The 16636-nt window shown below is 43.9% G+C and carries 16 protein-coding genes; 9 read left to right on the forward strand and 7 right to left on the reverse strand.

Translation table 11 applies throughout. The features are described from left to right. Window positions 1-8: 8 nt before the first annotated feature. Both AB4249_RS11645 and AB4249_RS11650 read right to left on the reverse strand, forming a co-directional pair. A complete protein-coding gene (locus AB4249_RS11645) occupies window positions 9-1574 on the reverse strand; it encodes a YjjI family glycine radical enzyme (protein WP_017060897.1) in 1566 nt (521 codons plus the stop codon). A gap of 322 nt (window positions 1575-1896) precedes the next feature. Next, window positions 1897-2496, reverse strand: coding sequence for a class I SAM-dependent methyltransferase (locus AB4249_RS11650; protein ID WP_017064785.1), 600 nt, complete (start codon window positions 2494-2496; stop codon window positions 1897-1899). A 161-nt stretch (window positions 2497-2657) separates the two neighbouring features. Between AB4249_RS11650 and AB4249_RS11655 the strand changes: the two genes are divergently transcribed. Next, window positions 2658-3536, forward strand: coding sequence for a LysR family transcriptional regulator (locus AB4249_RS11655; RefSeq protein ID WP_016797108.1), 879 nt, complete (start codon window positions 2658-2660; stop codon window positions 3534-3536). A 57-nt stretch (window positions 3537-3593) separates the two neighbouring features. On the opposite strand, the gene AB4249_RS11660 is transcribed toward AB4249_RS11655, so the two are convergent. After that, window positions 3594-3944 carry a hypothetical protein gene (locus AB4249_RS11660; RefSeq protein WP_017060899.1) on the reverse strand — a complete coding sequence of 117 codons (351 nt, stop codon included), beginning with the start codon at window positions 3942-3944 and terminating at the stop codon, window positions 3594-3596. A gap of 288 nt (window positions 3945-4232) precedes the next feature. On the opposite strand from AB4249_RS11660, the gene AB4249_RS11665 reads away from it, so the two are divergent. Continuing rightward, a complete protein-coding gene (locus AB4249_RS11665; protein WP_017060900.1) occupies window positions 4233-5129 on the forward strand; it encodes a cation diffusion facilitator family transporter in 897 nt (298 codons plus the stop codon). 47 nt (window positions 5130-5176) lie between these two features. Here AB4249_RS11665 and yddG read toward each other — a convergent pair whose 3' ends face one another. Together yddG and yjjG are read right to left on the reverse strand one after the other, a co-directional pair. Next, on the reverse strand, window positions 5177-6109 hold the full coding sequence (gene yddG, locus AB4249_RS11670; RefSeq protein WP_017060901.1) for an aromatic amino acid DMT transporter YddG: 933 nt from the start codon (window positions 6107-6109) through the stop codon (window positions 5177-5179). A gap of 166 nt (window positions 6110-6275) precedes the next feature. Next, a complete protein-coding gene (gene yjjG, locus AB4249_RS11675; protein ID WP_017060902.1) occupies window positions 6276-6950 on the reverse strand; it encodes a pyrimidine 5'-nucleotidase in 675 nt (224 codons plus the stop codon). A gap of 213 nt (window positions 6951-7163) precedes the next feature. Between yjjG and AB4249_RS11680 the strand changes: the two genes are divergently transcribed. From AB4249_RS11680 to AB4249_RS11690, 3 genes are all read left to right on the forward strand, one after another. Then, the gene (locus tag AB4249_RS11680) at window positions 7164-7316 is read left to right on the forward strand and encodes a hypothetical protein (RefSeq protein ID WP_372103248.1); all 153 of its coding nucleotides are present in this window, start codon (window positions 7164-7166) and stop codon (window positions 7314-7316) included. A gap of 260 nt (window positions 7317-7576) precedes the next feature. After that, complete coding sequence (gene yiaY / locus AB4249_RS11685) at window positions 7577-8725, forward strand: L-threonine dehydrogenase (RefSeq protein WP_017069430.1); 1149 nt, start codon at window positions 7577-7579, stop codon at window positions 8723-8725. Window positions 8726-8920: 195 nt separating this feature from the next. Continuing rightward, window positions 8921-9844 carry a hypothetical protein gene (locus AB4249_RS11690; protein WP_029235256.1) on the forward strand — a complete coding sequence of 308 codons (924 nt, stop codon included), beginning with the start codon at window positions 8921-8923 and terminating at the stop codon, window positions 9842-9844. A 104-nt stretch (window positions 9845-9948) separates the two neighbouring features. On the opposite strand, the gene AB4249_RS11695 is transcribed toward AB4249_RS11690, so the two are convergent. Continuing rightward, window positions 9949-10383, reverse strand: coding sequence for a YccF domain-containing protein (locus tag AB4249_RS11695; protein ID WP_004730224.1), 435 nt, complete (start codon window positions 10381-10383; stop codon window positions 9949-9951). 247 nt (window positions 10384-10630) lie between these two features. Here AB4249_RS11695 and AB4249_RS11700 point away from each other — a divergent pair, with 247 nt between their 5' ends. After that, window positions 10631-10756, forward strand: a complete 126-nt coding sequence (locus AB4249_RS11700; RefSeq protein WP_017060906.1) for a hypothetical protein — start codon at window positions 10631-10633, stop codon at window positions 10754-10756. Window positions 10757-10858: 102 nt separating this feature from the next. On the opposite strand, the gene AB4249_RS11705 is transcribed toward AB4249_RS11700, so the two are convergent. Next, window positions 10859-11935 (reverse strand): low specificity L-threonine aldolase, encoded by a 1077-nt coding sequence (locus tag AB4249_RS11705; protein ID WP_372103251.1) that lies wholly within the window; start codon window positions 11933-11935, stop codon window positions 10859-10861. A 303-nt stretch (window positions 11936-12238) separates the two neighbouring features. Here AB4249_RS11705 and AB4249_RS11710 point away from each other — a divergent pair, with 303 nt between their 5' ends. The 3 genes from AB4249_RS11710 to AB4249_RS11720 all read left to right on the forward strand — a co-directional run bounded on the left by AB4249_RS11710 (window position 12239) and on the right by AB4249_RS11720 (window position 16546). Further along, complete coding sequence (locus AB4249_RS11710; RefSeq protein WP_372103254.1) at window positions 12239-12856, forward strand: NAD(P)H-dependent oxidoreductase; 618 nt, start codon at window positions 12239-12241, stop codon at window positions 12854-12856. Then, window positions 12856-14778, forward strand: a complete 1923-nt coding sequence (locus tag AB4249_RS11715) for a monovalent cation:proton antiporter-2 (CPA2) family protein (protein ID WP_017067137.1) — start codon at window positions 12856-12858, stop codon at window positions 14776-14778. Before AB4249_RS11710 ends, AB4249_RS11715 begins: the two co-directional genes overlap by 1 nt. 541 nt (window positions 14779-15319) lie before the next feature. Further along, window positions 15320-16546 carry a DUF819 domain-containing protein gene (locus tag AB4249_RS11720; protein ID WP_229647745.1) on the forward strand — a complete coding sequence of 409 codons (1227 nt, stop codon included), beginning with the start codon at window positions 15320-15322 and terminating at the stop codon, window positions 16544-16546. Window positions 16547-16636: the final 90 nt, after the last annotated feature.

Genomic DNA, 16636 nt, shown 5'->3' on the forward strand with positions numbered 1-16636 from the left:
CGTTAAAGCTATTCGTATGTCGGCGACATCTCTAAACTCGCCACGCGTGGTTTACGCTCTAATATGCCCGTGTTCTTCGCAGCTTCGGCACCTAAAAAGGTGGTATTGGTGCGTGAGCCTTGCTCGTCATATTTGGCAATGTCAGATAGCTTAATCATGTAACCCGTGACACGAACCAAATCATTTGATGCAACGTTAGCCGTGAACTCTCGGTAACCCGCTTGAATCGCGCCTTTACACAGGTTAAACATCGCTTCAGGGTTAGATTTCACTGTTTCGTCGATGGTCAGAATGTCACTGATGCCCGAGGTGTAGAACTTATGGTGACCCGCGGTTGCACGAACGTAAGAGACAGGATCCGGTTCGGTACCATAAGGAATACGGACACCCGGCGTCACATCTTCATCTAAGCTAATACCGCCTTGAGCATGCAGCAGAGCTTTACCTTCTAATCCATATTTCACTTCAGAGCGTTCAACGATCTCAGCCAGCTTTTCAGAGATACGATGACCAAGCTGATTCGCCAGTTCATCGTGACCATAACGCCCTGCTTGACCTTCTTTCTCCAACAAGATGTTGACTGCTTCCGCCATGCCGTAAATACCAAACATTGGCGCAAAGCGATCCTCTTCGATCAAACCTTCTTTGGTTAAGAAGCCTTCGAAGAAGTTAGACTCTTCATGCAAGAAGCGGCTTCGAACGTTCATCAACTCAACCATGATGCCACTGTAGTTCGGCAATACTTGTTGTAAGAAATCAGCACTGTCCTCAGACTTCAACGCCACTTGCTTAAGGTTCATACGCACCAAGGTGTTTGAACCACCCGCTAACGGCAGAGAGTTGTAGCAGCTCACAATACCAAAACGCTTATCGCCGTAAGCCTCGGCATGCGCTGGATAGTTTGCAATATGTGGTTTACTGCATTCACAGATGTTGCTCGCCGCATGACGAAGTAGATCATCAGGTGTCACGGCTGGGTCGTACATAAAGGTTAAGTTTGGCGCGATCTGCTTCAATTCAGCGTCTACACGTAAAATCGTACGGCAGATAATGTTGTCTGTCGGGCCGATATTCACATGCATAAAGGCGTCTGGCAGTGTGCGATCCAACATGATCCAGAACAGCTTAATCTTTTGGTATACCTGCTCTTCTGTTAAGTCGCCCACGAAAGGCATCAACACATCATCCAACTGACCTAGGTAAACCGGAATTGAAGTGACAGACGGAACATGGTGGTAAAGGATGGTAAGCATGTTCAATGCTTCATCGAAGTTGGTTGCCGCGCTAAGCTCTAAATACTCTGAGCCTTGATGTAAGTATTTAGAATAATCTGGAAGTACATAGCGCGGCTTAAATGGGGCGTGCCCTTCAAACATGTCACACAGCACACCTTGTTGTAAGGCTTGCTCTACTTCTTTGCTTACCGGCATATACGGTAAGCTGGCTTCAGCTTCTAAGGCAAGATAGCTCGACTTCTGTTTTGGTGACAGGTTGGCATCTGAAATGATATTGCTAAAGCGTTGTTGTTGCTCTGAAAGTGGTGAAGAAGTAGATGACGCAGATTGGTGGCTCATGATTAAACCCTTAGTGTTGTTATGGGCTTATTTTATATCTCACCGTTATATTTCCACTAATGAAATGTATGCAAGACTACATTTCCAAAATGGAAATAAATAATTTGTAAATTAGCGGTGTTGAGTTTTCTATGAGCGAGATGAGAAATAGAGAAATAGAGAAACCAGAGTTAGTAGTGAAGAAATGAGAAAGCGCTAATTCGTTCTGTTTAAAACGATAGCGCCAAAAAGAGAAAACCCACATAACTGACGTTAGAGTCGTTAATGTGGGTTTAGTAGTTTAAATGAGCATTCTGAATGCTAGCTCAAGGCATACACACGATTACAGATCTGGAAGCGCTTGTTTACGTCCAACACCCATTAATACCTTTAACTCTCCTTGTGGAGTGTCAATCGAGAACGGTGTAGAGACTTCAACTACTGCAAAGCCCGCTGCACTCAATACATTTTCTGAGCGCTGTTGGCTTACACCGTAGTCTTCACTGTCGCTTTCCAAGTACCAATCCCAGTGTACAAACGTACCGTCGTTTTCAAGCAGCGTGTAAATCAGACTGACTGTGTCTTGTAGGTTCGGGATAAAACCACACACCGAAGAGGCTACCACTAGGTCAAACTGGTTTCTGAATGCTGGATGCTGCGCTGCAAGTCCGCGCGATAAAATATCAACTACCGGTTCAACGTTAGGTAACTCTTTCTTATCTAACTCTTCAATCATCCCTTCAGAGATATCAAGTGCGATGATCTCTTTTGCTAAAGGAGATATTTTCTGGCTGAGTAGTCCTGTACCACAACCAAAATCAAGGACACGGGTTCCGTTTAAATCAACGAGCTGTGTTAACTGGTCAAATACGGATTGTGCGAATACTGCGGTTGCGGGATCTTTATCCCAATCAACGGCGTATTCGTCCCATTGTTTCGCCATCATGGCCTCCATCTTTACTTCTTGTAGGTTCGGAACTTCCCCAGAGTAAACCAAATTAGTCAATTCGTCATAGAGTTATCATGCAAAGATGGACTATTTCTAAGATAGTCAGCACAATATTCAGATAATATGCACCGACCCCCGCTCAATATGGAAATGAAATGAACCTTTCTCAAGTCCAAGCCTTTTGTTCCGTTGCTGATTTAGGATCAGTTTCTGAAGCTGCACGCCAGTTAGAATGCAACCGAACCAAACTCAGCATGTCGATTAAAGCCTTGGAAAAAGAGTTAGATGTCGAGCTGTTCGTCCGCAGCGGAAACCACGTTGAGCTTTCAGAAGCGGGTAAAGCGATTTACAAAGATTGCGAAGGCATGTTGGTGACAGCCGCGCGTATTAAACAAACCTGCTTGCATGTTTCGGGCGAATTCAACGCAGAAATTTGGATAGCACGAGATGACTCCCTACCCGATGAAATGTGGCAGGACTTATCTCACGCCTTAAATAACAAGTACCCTTCTACCTCATTCAACTTCGTTCTCGCATCGAGCGGTGACTTAGCTAACCTAGTTGAAACTCAGCAAGTCGACTTCGCATTTGGTGTCGATTACGAACGCGTCGATGACCCAAGAATTATCTACAACCCGCTTGGTAAGATTCGAATGATGTCTGTATGTAAGAAAGGACATGATTTGAGTGCGATGCGACGAGTGTCTGATGAAGTACTGAGAAATTCGATGCAAGCAACCATGGTTTATCTTAATGAAAAGGATAATCCTGAGCTTGAGCCCTTCTCGCGTCGTTACATTGGCTTCTCTAGCTTCGACTTTATGTTGGATACGATTCTACGTGAAGAAGCATGGGGCGTAATGCCTGAGCCATTGATTCGCCATTTACTGCGTGAACAAGAGCTTGCCGTGATAAAACACACCTACGGTTTAACACAAGAAGACTACTGTATGTTTACCGCGGCTGGCATGGCAGAGCACCCAGGAATGAATTGGTTGGCCGACCAGCTTAGTGATTATTTGTTTGATTTCTAGCTCGCGCTTATTGCTTATCGTCGATAACAAAGGGAAAAACCACAAACAGCACTACTCCTAAAAGACCATCACGTGATCCACTAAATAGCGTCCGTCTTCTTCAACCAATACCATTTCAGCGACAAACTCACCTTTGGCGATGGTGTAAGCTTGTTTCCACACAAAGGCGATGGAGTCTGAACGTCTAAATAAAGCAACTTGCTCACGCTCAGCAAAAAAGCCATTACTGTGCTGATAATGGTGACACACCTTTTCTAAATATTCTGGCGTAACAATGTCTTTCATCCTTTGAGTAAAATCTCGACAGTGCTGTTCATGATCAACCTTAGTTGAACCATCCATCAGATTATCCATGATCGGGTTAGCAATCGCCCACAACTCATTATCACTGATATCGTCAAACTTCATATTGATTCACTCCTTGTCCATCGCAGTCGCAGTCAAATCTAGAAGACCAATAAGACCTTAGCGACTAATGTGTTTTATTAATCATAAACGATCCTATTTCAGTTGCACACCATCACCAAAAAACACTCAACGTCAACTTTATTGACACCACACCCTGATCTTAAGTCACTGAATTTTATTGATTTACATGTTCAAATTAAATAAGACATATAAACATCATCAGATAAAGTTTGTAAAGTTAGCTCATTATTAGAACAATGAAGTTATCAAAAACATCTGGAAAATATTATGTGTGACAGGAAAAGCCAAAACGAAAATCGAGTACTATTGTTCTCAGCCCTTTTAGCATCAGGCTTCGCAATTGGCGGATTGGTGTTGGGTCTTCTCGTTGGCTCTCTGGTCATAGTGTTTGACGGTGTCTATTCTCTTATCAGCTTACTGTTAACTTTATTGTCACTAGCTGCTTCAAAATACATTAACCGCCCTTCAGATAGAGAGTTCCCGTTCGGTCGAGCTATCATCGAGCCGATTGTGATTGCGATTAAAGCCGTTGTGATTCTGCTTGTGGTTGGTTATTCACTTTACTCTGCGATTGGTGCCCTAATGACGGGTGGTCGTGAAGTTGATGCTTCTATTGCAACTCTGTTTGGTATTTTCAACGTGTTGGGTTGTGGTTACGCTTGGTGGTACATCGCGAATAAGAGCAAACGTATTTCTTCAGGTCTGATTCAGGCTGAATCTAAGCAGTGGCAGATGGATACGCTACTGAGTGTAGCGGTAACAGCGGGTTTCGTAGCGGCTTGGTTAATTACTTTTTCTCCGCTTGCAGAATACGCAGTCTATGCCGACCCAATGATGATGTTGCTGATGTCTTTCTACTTCATCAAAGTGCCTTTCGACATGTTACGTGAGGCGATGCGCGAACTGCTTATGATGTCGGCAAACAAAGATATTTGTGATGCGGTAGATAAGAACGTTGTCGCGGTAGACAAAGAAGCGGAGCAAGATTTGGAGCTGATGGGTGTGACTAAGGTTGGTCCAGAATTACGAATCAATGTTGATATTCATACCAACGACCAACAAGCGATTGCGGTCGATGATATTGAACGTACGCGCCGCCAACTTAAGCGACGCTTATCGAAGATGCCTTATGAGCTTCAATTGAATCTCAATATCGCGAGTTAAGAGTCGAGAGTTAAGAACCAAGAGCTAACCAATCAACCTCTCGCTGACTAAGACTCTGATTGAACCTTTTTAGAAGCCGACGCCGTAACCGTCGGCTTTTTGTCTCTGGTTACCCACCAGCAAGCTAAAGAGCCAATCGTCACCATACAAACGCCTTGCCAAAACGTCATGCTCAGTGACAAACCCAAAATCATAGAAGACAGTAAGGTCGCAAAAATAGGCGTGAAATAAGACATGGTCGCTAGGAAGACCATATTGCCGCCAAGTATCGCGGTATTCCAAAGTGCGTAACCTGCGCCCATACACACACCGGCTAACACTAAGTCAATTGCAGCACTGGTTGTCATCACCATGCCGGTTTCGTTACTCAATGCGTATTTGATCCACAAGGTGATTGCAGTCGCGATAAAGAACAGCACGATCGCATTCTGTCCTTTCGCCACTTTCTGAGTGTAATTACAGTAGACCGCCCAAATAATCGCGCCGAAAAACGCCATTGAATAGGTTTTAGGGTTGGTGGCAATATTGGCAGCGATTTGATCAACAGAAAGCCCCTGATCGCCACTGATACTCCAAGCCACACCAAAGAAGGCTAAGAAAATACTTGGGTAAACCAACCAGTTAATCTTTTTATCGCTGAGCAATACCGCGAACAACACCGTCAATGCAGGCCATAAGTAGTTGATAACGGCCATTTCCAAGGCTTGATGTCGGTTGTTTGCCATCCCTAAAGCCAGAGCTAAGAAGATCTCATAACAAACGAACAGAGCACCACCAATCAACAGGTATGACTTAGAAAACCGCGACAGCTTAGGTAACCCCATAACACAGACCAACAACAGTGAGCTCACTGTATAAAGACTGGCGGCGCCACCAATTGGGCCCAGTTGTTCTGATACGCTACGAGACAGCGCGATTAAGCAGCTCCAAAGTAAAATGGCAGCAATGCCGTAGCAGCTATGGCGATGAGATTTCAGCACGCCTCTTCCTTATTTTTATTGTAATGGGGTAATCAAAGCGAGCTTAAAGCAAAGGTAGGCTTAAACGCCACTATCGATAAGTTGCAGTAAGTAAAAATAAGTAGCCGAGCACATAACTGTACTCGGCTATCAATCATTCACTCAAAAATCTAAAAGCAATTAGCAATTATGCTAGTAAAAGAGCTTGCAGGTCAGCCAGAGACTTAACCTGATAATGAGGGTTAATTCCGGCTGGCGTTGCCTTTTCTTGACTATTTAACCAACAGGTTTCAATACCAAAATCTAATCCGCCTAGAATATCGGAATGTGGGTTATCTCCGACCATCAATACTCGTTGCTTAGATGGTAACCCGATCAGCTTATGGGCATATTCAAAAATTTGTGCATCCGGTTTGGCTACCCCAACCTCTTCAGAAATTATCACGTGCTCAAAGTAATCCGTCATTCCTGTACGCTCTAAACGAATTGACTGCAGCTCTGTAAAACCGTTAGTGATGATGCCCATGTTCACTTTGCCTTTTAAAGACTCCATCAACTCTTGTGCACCCGGTAATAAAGAGCAGATATCCGCCATCGCTGTTAAGAATGCACTGTTTAAAGCAGCGGTTGTTGTCTCTAATTTCTCAGCCCAGCTTTCGAAGCGCGTGTGTTTCAGTTGATCAGCCGTAATGCGACCATCTTGATAGTCTACCCATAGTGGTAGGTTAACTTCTTGATAAAAGGAATAATCCTGTTCGTTGAAGTCCACACCAAAACGAGAAAACATCAGCTTCATTCCCTGATAAGCATCAAAATGGAACAAGGTTTCATCTGCATCAAAGAATATCCAGTCGTACTTCATTTTATTTCCTATTAATCACGCTGTTGAGCTGCGTTTATCTTTAGTTGTTCATTGGCTCAAAGACCAGATGTTCATTCTACTACCAATTTTGTGAGCCTGAATATAGTTCTAATAATTTATAGAAAACAAGCCACAAGTCATGATGTATCGCAAATTTTGCCACATATTAAACCAATACCATACAATAAATACACTTAGGTACCGGGAGGTACTATGAAGCACTTTTTACCATCGTCTGTCATGCTTACCCCTTTTCTTGTCAAATACTATGACGAGGAGTCAGAAGACACCCTTGAGTCTGAAGAGTCGCAAGATCCTCAAATTGAGTGCAGTGATGACTCCGATAAAACGTCGACACCTGCCTAGCCAGATCAACTTTCAGTGAAAAACCTTAATTTTCATTGTTATAGAGCTCCATACTGTCTCTAATTTAGTCGATTTATCGCGATCTATTACTGACAATCAACACAGCCAAAAACCATGAAAACGATTGCTATATGAGCCCTATCACAACGACTAGCCACAAAGTGGTAGTTCGAATTCAAAGTTGTTCCAGATCAATGGTCGACCACTTGAATGCCGACAACATGTAGGAAATTAAAAATCATAATTAACGGAGTTTTCCAATGTCTACTGCATTTTACATCCCTACAATCAACTTCATGGGTACTGGCTGTCTGAAGGATGCTGCTGATAGTATTCAGTCTCAAGGCTTTAAAAAAGGTCTGATCGTTACTGATAAGATCCTGAATCAAATTGGCGTAGTTAAGCAGGTACAAGACCTTCTTAGCCAGCGTGGCGTAGACGCAGTTGTATTCGACGGCACTCAACCAAACCCAACCATCACTAACGTGAACGATGGTCTAGAATTGCTGACTGACAACGATTGTGATTTTGTTGTTTCTCTAGGTGGCGGTTCTCCACACGACTGTGCAAAAGGTATCGCTCTGGTTGCTTCTAACGGCGGCAAGATTGCAGATTACGAAGGTGTCGATCAATCTGAAAAACCGATGATGCCTCTTATCGCTATCAACACGACTGCGGGCACCGCTTCAGAAATGACACGTTTCTGCATCATCACTGATGAAGAGCGCCACATTAAGATGGCTATCGTTGATAAGCACACAACACCGCTTATTTCAGTAAACGATCCTGAACTAATGCTTGCTAAGCCTGCATCACTGACTGCTGCAACAGGTATGGATGCGCTAACACACGCAATCGAAGCTTACGTTTCTATCGCAGCGACACCAATTACAGACGCTGTAGCGATTAAAGCCATTGAACTTGTACAAGCTCACCTAAGAACGGCAGTAGCGCACGGCGAAGACATTGAAGCACGTGAACAAATGGCTTACGCACAGTTCATGGCGGGTATGGCGTTCAACAACGCGTCACTAGGTTATGTTCATGCGATGGCGCATCAGCTAGGCGGCTTCTACGATCTTCCACACGGTGTGTGTAATGCTATCTTGCTACCACACGTTCAACGCTACAACGCGCAAGTTTGTCCTGAGCGTCTACGTGATGTTGCAAAAGCAATGGGCGTTAACGTTGAAGGTATGTCACCAGAGCAAGGTGCAGAAGCTGCGATCGAAGCAATTGTTCAACTAGCAAATGACGTGAACATCCCAACAGGTATCGCGCAACTTGGTGCGAAGCTAGAAGATATCCCTACTCTGTCTGACAACGCACTGAAAGACGCATGTGGTTTTACTAATCCTAAACAAGCGACCCACGAAGAAATCTCTGCGATTTTCGAAGCGGCAATGTAATCTGCCATTAAGTCACTTATAAACTTATCGACAAACGGGCTCACCTACTGAGCCCGTTTTCTTTACCTGCCATATGTTATTCAAGTCTCTGTTTTGAATAGCCACTGATTAAGATAAATCTCTTTAAAAGTCGCATTGTCATAACTGCTTAGTTATAGTCAAACTATTGATACATAGAATGACAAACAGGTTCCATTGAGTCGTTGGATAGTTAACTCCTCATTATTAGCATCGCTCGTTTCCCACTCTGCCTTCGCGGAGGAACAGGATGAGTGTCACAGCCAACCGTTAGAAGACACGCGCGTCGAAAAAGCTTACCACTACCTAAACAGCAAGTTTTGTCAGCCCGCAATATGGTTCGATAACTTCTTTGTGGATGACCGTATTACCGAGGACGCCAGAGCCGGAACCTCTGTACGTTGGTATAATGATTTCATCTATTCTGAGGGCGGTGACGTGGATTATTCCACCAAGCTCAACGCACGCCTGCATTTACCCTTTGTCAGCAAAAGGCTCAAGCTAATCTACGAGTCTGTTGGCGATGAAGAATTCTTAGACTTCTTCCCACAAGATTCTGAAGAGTTAGAGAATGCACTTGGCCTTCGTTATGACGCCTATGCCAAGGGTTACAGTAGTTTCAATATCAAAGCGACATTACGCCCAAGAATAGAGGCTCGCTATCGTTTTACCTACCCGCTCACCACAGATGCAGTATTCAGGCTGACCCAACGTGTATATCAAGAAAAACAAGAGACTGGTGAGATCACCGACATCGACTTTGATCTTTCTTTAAGTGATGATTTCTTGGCTCGATGGTCAAGCTTTGCAGGATATAACGACGACCTTAAAGGTTGGAACTATGGTACAGGGCTAACCTTGTATCACTACCTTGCCCAAGACCAAGCACTTCAATATAGCGCCACGATTAATGCAACGGATGAGCCTCATAATCATTACGAATACGCTCAGGTTTCGGTTACCTACCGACAAAACGTATGGAAAGAGTGGCTGTTCTACGAACTCATCCCTCGTTATCAATGGGAACGAGAACCTCATGAGAAACACACCGAAGAAGCCAACATCACCCTTAGGCTTGAAGTCTTGTTCAACAATGTCTAGTGAGTGTTTGTGAGATTGGGGCATCGTTAGATAGAAAACGAGGCACAAAAAAGCACATCATGTGATGTGCTTTTTCAGTTCTATATAAGGCTTAAACTGTAGTCTTAACCCTTGTAGTTTCTTACTCGTGCCGCTTCTGCTTCACGCTTGTCGACAACGGTTTTACCGATTGGCGCCAATGAGATAACCGCGAGCTTAAGGTGCTGAATCGCAAACGGAATACCTATAATAGTAATGAAACACGCTACTGCTGACATGATGTGACCAATCGCCAACCAGATCCCCGCAAATAAGAACCAAATAACGTTACCAATCACACCTAGCGGGCTCGTGCCGATGTCCATTTCATTGGTTAGCTCATCACGCGAAATCGCTTCCTGACCAAATGGGAAGAATGAGAAGTTACCCATAACAAAACATGCTCTACCCCATGGAATACCAACGATGGTTAGGAATGCGAGCAGTCCGAAGAACCACCAAGCTAGTCCCATAAATACGCCACCGAACAGAAACCAAATGATGTTTCCTATTGTTTTCATTCTGTATTCTCCAAATCTTTGAATGCTATTTATTTAATATGCCGAGTAAGGCAATGATTGTTGTAATAGGTTCATTATTGTTGAACCTTTATGAACCGTTTATGAATCACTTACATTTTATGTGATTGATATACACCACGGTTCTCTAAATCTACATAGGGCTAAACCCATTTATTTGATACCATACACTTAGATTTTTAGTACCAAAAAGCTAAACAGACTCAACAACGAATTTAAGGCCGAATTTATGAATAACACTGAGCAACCTAAAAAGAAAATGAAAAACTGGGTGCCAATCGTCTTCTTCGGACTTCTCAGCACTGTTCCAGTGTTCATGTTCTTAGTTGATGTGTACATCAACCAGTATATGTAACAGAGCCGGACATCCTAGCTATATAAATGGATATAAGAACCCTTTCCTGTATCCATTTCAGTTCCAATTAGATCAGTTCTTCTTCAGCCAGCTCTTCGTTAATCAAATCAGCTCTTCGCTAATAAAATCTAGAATGTCTATCAGCTCATGATCAGGCAAATTTAGTAGGTTATCCCCTACATACCATTCAATCTTACATTGGTTTGGCAACTCACTGATCTCTGGGTTTCCTATCCAAATCTTGTGTTTCTTCGCTATGTTATCTCTCACAATAATGCCGTCTTCATAGCTCACAGGTAAATATAGGTGAAGCATGTTGACCTGCGGTTGCTGCGGATTAACGGTGAACTGAGGGTAATCTTGTAATATTTGATAAACCTGTTTGGTGCGTTCATACAGAGCTGGCATCAGTTCTAATCGCTCATCAAACTGCATCGCAGCAGATACCACATAAGGCGTTCGGTGATACACGTTACCACCTTGGCGCTTCATCCACGCCGATGCCTTCGCTACAAAAGCTTTATCGCCTAACAGTAGCGAACCACCAAGGCCATTGAGACCTTTATACAGCGAGACATAGGCGCTATCGAACCCCTTAGCAATCTCGCGGTATGGCTTTTGGTAATACGCGCCACACTCCCACAAGCGGGCACCATCCATATGAAGGTGAATCGATTGCTCTTTGCAGTACTGTTTAATCGCCTCAAGCTCTTCCCATTCGGGTAACTGCCCACCAATTTCTCGCATCGGCAGTTCATATAATGCGGCTGCGATTTCATCAGGCCATGCCTTTAAGTCATCGACATTCCAAGTGCGGAATACGTTACCGACAGGAAGAACACTAAAACGATTTTGAAGCTGATACCCTTGGCGTTCATGGCGCATAATATGACTCGATTCATGCATCGCCACTACTGGGTTTCTTTTCTCTTGGCACGCAATTTCTAATGCAGTCGGTTGATTCATGGTGCCCGTAATAACAAACACAGCCGCTTCATAACCGAGCAGATCTGCCACTTTCTTTTCAAAACTCTCAATAAACTCGCCATCACCGTAGCTATCGTGAGTAACATTATTTGTTTCACACCAGTGAGCCATCTGAGCGAATGTTTGTGCCGGAGTTGGTTCTAAGTGACCAGAAAGCAAAAAATCACATTGTTGACGCAAGTCCATGCTCATAGTTTTTCCTTTATTCATTATCGTTCTATGTAGGGTTATGGGATTATTTACGTTACCCACCAACGGTGACATAAAATGCCCATATTCGCTTTTACTATTCGTGAATAATTAGTTTTACTCAGTCATCGGCGGCTTGTGCCAGAAATACTCAAATTGACGGATGTTTTATATAATTAAGTACCTAAAAACACACGCATCTAGATAGATAAGTATGGGCTAATTCGTTGTTGTTCAACCATTCTTCTATTATTGTATATCTATAATTCCAATAAATATTATTCGTTAATGGACAAAGAGGGCTATATGTCGAAAAATCGAGTCTTGCTGCTATTCGCTCACCCTTCTCAACATCGTTCTGAAGCAAACAAACCGTTATTTGAGCAAGCAAAACGCGTTGACGGTGTCACGTGCGTCGACCTCTATGCCGAATATCCAACGTTCAAGATCAGCATCGATCGTGAGCAAAAACGCCTATTGGACCATGACATCATCATTTTTCAGTTCCCCTTATATTGGTACTCCACACCGGCAATTCTCAAAGAGTGGCAAGATCTCGTTCTAGAGTATGGCTTCGCCTATGGAACCGATGGCAACGAGTTACAAGGTAAGAGCTTACTGTGTTGCATCACTGCTGGCGGTAAAAAGGATGCTTACCAAAGTGATGGCTACAACCACTTCACTATTCGAGAACTGCTTCACCCAATTGAACAAACCGCGTCTTTATGTGGGATGAACTATCTTGCGCCTTTTGCGCTTTTTGGATCTCGTACCGCTTTAGAAGAAAACCGTATTCAACAACATGTCGATAGCTACAGAACGCTTTTACAGGCCTTGGTTGCAGGTGATATCAACATCAAAAGAGCCAACAAGGCAGAAAAGTTGAACCATATTGTGGAAGAATTGATGGCAGAGGTTAAATAATGACGGGATACTTTCTACAAGCATTTATCTATTTAATTGCAGCCGTGATTGCGGTCCCTATTGCCAAAAGACTTGGACTTGGATCAGTTCTCGGCTACTTAATCGCTGGCGTTGTGATTGGTCCCATCATTGGATTGGTTGGCGAAGAGACAACAACCATCCAGCACTTTGCCGAGTTCGGTGTAGTGATGATGCTGTTCTTAGTCGGGCTTGAACTTGAACCTAAGATGCTATGGGCGATGAGAAACCGATTGATGGGGCTTGGTGGCCTTCAAGTTGGTGGTACGACCGCTATCGTGATGGGAATTGCACAGTTCTTTGGTCAACCTTGGACGATTGCTTTAACTATCGGTTTGATCTTTGCGCTTTCATCGACAGCCATTGTTCTACAAACGTTCAATGAGAAAGGCCTGTCTAAAACGGAAGGCGGTAAAAACGCTTTCTCGGTACTTTTGTTCCAAGATATTGCCGTTATCCCAATGCTGGCGTTCATCCCTTTGTTGGCTCTTCCTGAATTGGTTGCTTTGGCAGAAAGTGCCGCCCAAACCGCTGCACACCATGATGAACTCAGTTTAGTTGCAGGTTTGCCAAGTTGGGCATACGGACTTGTTATTACGGCTTCAATTGCGATTGTGGTCGTCGGTGGACATTATCTAAGTCGGCCACTGTTTCGTTTTGTTGCGAGCTCTGGCTTACGCGAGATCTTCACTGCAACTGCACTGATGTTGGTGATTGGTATTGCCGCGCTAATGAGCCTTGTTGGTTTGTCGCCTGCCCTAGGTACTTTCTTAGCAGGTGTGGTACTCGCCAACAGTGAGTTCAGGCACGAACTGGAATCTAACATCGACCCGTTTAAAGGGTTATTGCTTGGATTGTTCTTTATCACGGTAGGCGCAGGTATCAACTTTGGCGTTCTATTTAACGATTTCGCACTCATCATTGGCTTAACTCTTGGCGTGATGGCGCTGAAAGCCTTGGTGTTGTTTACACTGGCTTTAATCTTCAGAATCAAAAACAGCGACCGCTGGCTATTTACATTGAGCTTGGCTCAAGCGGGGGAATTTGGTTTTGTACTACTCAGCTTCTCAGCACAGAACCATGTATTACCTGCGGATATTGTTCAAACACTATCACTGGTTGTTGCCCTCTCTATGTTCTTAACTCCTGGTCTGTTCATTCTGTTTGATAAAGTCATTCTGCCCCGTTACGAGCAAAAATCGAACGATCGAGAAGAAGACAAAATAGAAGAGAAAGGTACCGTTATCATTGCAGGCATCGGCCGATTTGGTCAGATCGTAAACCGCTTGTTGGTATCAAATGACGTCAATACCGTAGTATTGGATCATCAAGCAAACCAAGTGGACTTATTACGCTCCATCAATATTAAATCTTACTTTGGTGATGCTACTCGTCACGACTTGTTGCATACCGCGGGTATCGAAGAAGCCGCGATGCTAGTAGTGGCAATCGACAACCAAGACTCAAGCGTTGAATTAGTGAAATACGTTAAACACACCTACCCTAAAGTGAAAGTCTTAGCGCGTGCATTCGACCGAGGTCATAGTTATCGCCTAAGAGAAGCGGGGGCAGACTTTGTTGAATCAGAGACCTACCATTCTGCTCTTGAAATGGGCGCTGAAGCCTTGCGTTCTTTGGGTCATCACCCATTCTTCGTCGAGCAGCAAAAATCGACTTATCAACGCGTTGAGAGCCGTAAGTCTGAAAAGCTTTACCAAGCTTGGTCTGAAGCGGAAGAGAACCCGCGCTACGACAACAACTACCGACAAATCTTCATTCACCTTGAAGAAGCAATGAAAGAAGATATGAAAAAAGACCGTTCAGACAAACACTCTCGTTCTGAACGTGGTTGGACACCTCCACCGAAAGGCTATGCAGATGGCTTTGAGGAAGAAGAGTCTTAAGCAGAATCTAGACTACAGCTCTAGATAACCATGCTATTCAACCATCAAAAGCGGCTATTTGAGCCGCTTTTTCTTTCATTTAACCCCGACAAAACCTCAAATGAGCACAAGTATCAGGTGCTGAAACTCTTAATCCGAAAGATTTGTGTGATCTAGCTAAAATTTTTAATTTCTGACCACATGGCAAAAGTGGATTCGATTTTTACATTATTGAAACATTCCCACCCCGCATAAACCACACCAAAAACATGGCTATATATGCACTCATTCCTACCATTCAAGCACCCACCCAATTCTTAGCGACCACTCTCTAAGGCTTGAATTACATTGCATATATCGAAATACGCCGCAAAACCCCTAACAGATTCATTCATCAATCAAATAAATAACGCACGACATTCACAAATTCAAACCATCAAAATTAACATAAACATTTCAAGATATGTCTATCGTTACAATTTGTAACGAATGGCGGTTGTCGGTATAGTCCTGCAATTCAAAAAAGTGAGACCTTTGCGCTCACCTTAAAGGAGATATAATAATGATTACTAATGATGCTGTAATAATGGGCATGTTAGCTGTTATTCTTGGCGGTGTTTTTATCACGGAAAGTAGCCAAAATAGCGCACTGAAAAAATTCTACTCGTTCGTTCCGGGTCTATTGCTCTGTTACTTTGTTCCTTCTCTATTGAACAGCCTAGGCATCATCGACGCATCAAACTCAAAGCTGTACTTTGTTGCAAGTCGTTACCTATTACCAAGCGCACTCGTTCTACTGATCATCTCAGCTGATCTACGCAAAATCTTCGGTCTTGGCTCAAAAGCCGTAATCATGTTCCTAACGGGTACTGTCGGCATCATCATTGGTGGCCCTTTGGCAATTCTGATTATCGACCAAGTTAACCCTGACCTAGTATCTGGCGATGTATGGCGTGGCCTTACAACTGTGGCTGGTTCTTGGATTGGCGGCGGTGCGAACCAAGCAGCAATGAAAGAAGTGTTCGAGGTTGATGACCAACTCTTCTCTGCAATGATTACGGTTGATGTTATCTGTGCGAACATTTGGATGGCAGTGTTACTTATCATGGCTGGTCGCCAGAAGAAGATTGATGCATGGTTAAAAGCAGATACATCATCTATCGAAGAGCTAAAAGAGACGGTATCTAAGTACCAAGAAGAGAACGCTCGCCCAACAACCACAACCGATCTCATGAAGATCACGGCAATTGCCTTCGGTTTAACAGGTTTGGCTCACTTATTCAGTGACATGATTGCACCGTGGATCTCAACCAACGCGCCAGAGCTTGCGAAATACAGCCTAACATCTGGCTTCTTCTGGCTGATCGTAATGGTGACAACGTTCGCGCTGATCGCTTCATGCTTCAAATCTACACGCAGCCTTGAGCACAGCGGCGCGTCTAAAGTTGGTTCAGCGTTCATCTACATCCTAGTTGCAACTATCGGTATGCAAATGGATGTGACAGCTATCTTAGACAACCCAGGTTACTTCTTCATTGGTATCACATGGTTAACTATTCATGCCCTTCTGATGATTGTAATGGCGAAGCTAATTCGTGCACCATTGTTCTTCATGGCTGTAGGTAGCCAAGCAAACGTAGGCGGCGCTGCATCGGCACCTATCGTCGCGGCTGCATTCCACCCAGCATTGGCACCAGTAGGTATCCTAATGGCGGTATTGGGTTACGCTCTCGGTACATACGGCGCTTACATCTGTGGTCTCATCATGCAGGCTGCTGCATTGGGTTAACAACTCATTGCTATAAAAAATGGGCAACTGAACCTTGATCATATCGCCCATTTTCTTGAGTTCCGAGATGTAAAAAAGGCGACAGTAAAA

The sequence above is a fragment of the Vibrio sp. 10N.261.55.F4 genome, assembly GCF_041470465.1.
Taxonomy (GTDB): domain Bacteria; phylum Pseudomonadota; class Gammaproteobacteria; order Enterobacterales; family Vibrionaceae; genus Vibrio; species Vibrio crassostreae_C.

Excerpts from the sequence above, each read along its gene's own strand:
- AB4249_RS11645 (WP_017060897.1), bottom strand. The coding sequence starts at position 1,574 with ATGAGCCACCAATCTGCGTCATCTACTTCTTCACCACTTTCAGAGCAA.
- AB4249_RS11650 (WP_017064785.1), bottom strand. The coding sequence starts at position 2,496 with ATGGCGAAACAATGGGACGAATACGCCGTTGATTGGGATAAAGATCCC.
- AB4249_RS11655 (WP_016797108.1), top strand. The coding sequence starts at position 2,658 with ATGAACCTTTCTCAAGTCCAAGCCTTTTGTTCCGTTGCTGATTTAGGA.
- AB4249_RS11660 (WP_017060899.1), bottom strand. The coding sequence starts at position 3,944 with ATGAAGTTTGACGATATCAGTGATAATGAGTTGTGGGCGATTGCTAAC.
- AB4249_RS11665 (WP_017060900.1), top strand. The coding sequence starts at position 4,233 with ATGTGTGACAGGAAAAGCCAAAACGAAAATCGAGTACTATTGTTCTCA.
- yjjG (WP_017060902.1), bottom strand. The coding sequence starts at position 6,950 with ATGAAGTACGACTGGATATTCTTTGATGCAGATGAAACCTTGTTCCAT.
- AB4249_RS11680 (WP_372103248.1), top strand. The coding sequence starts at position 7,164 with ATGAAGCACTTTTTACCATCGTCTGTCATGCTTACCCCTTTTCTTGTC.
- yiaY (WP_017069430.1), top strand. The coding sequence starts at position 7,577 with ATGTCTACTGCATTTTACATCCCTACAATCAACTTCATGGGTACTGGC.
- AB4249_RS11695 (WP_004730224.1), bottom strand. The coding sequence starts at position 10,383 with ATGAAAACAATAGGAAACATCATTTGGTTTCTGTTCGGTGGCGTATTT.
- AB4249_RS11700 (WP_017060906.1), top strand. The coding sequence starts at position 10,631 with ATGAATAACACTGAGCAACCTAAAAAGAAAATGAAAAACTGGGTGCCA.
- AB4249_RS11705 (WP_372103251.1), bottom strand. The coding sequence starts at position 11,935 with ATGAGCATGGACTTGCGTCAACAATGTGATTTTTTGCTTTCTGGTCAC.
- AB4249_RS11710 (WP_372103254.1), top strand. The coding sequence starts at position 12,239 with ATGTCGAAAAATCGAGTCTTGCTGCTATTCGCTCACCCTTCTCAACAT.
- AB4249_RS11715 (WP_017067137.1), top strand. The coding sequence starts at position 12,856 with ATGACGGGATACTTTCTACAAGCATTTATCTATTTAATTGCAGCCGTG.
- AB4249_RS11720 (WP_229647745.1), top strand. The coding sequence starts at position 15,320 with ATGATTACTAATGATGCTGTAATAATGGGCATGTTAGCTGTTATTCTT.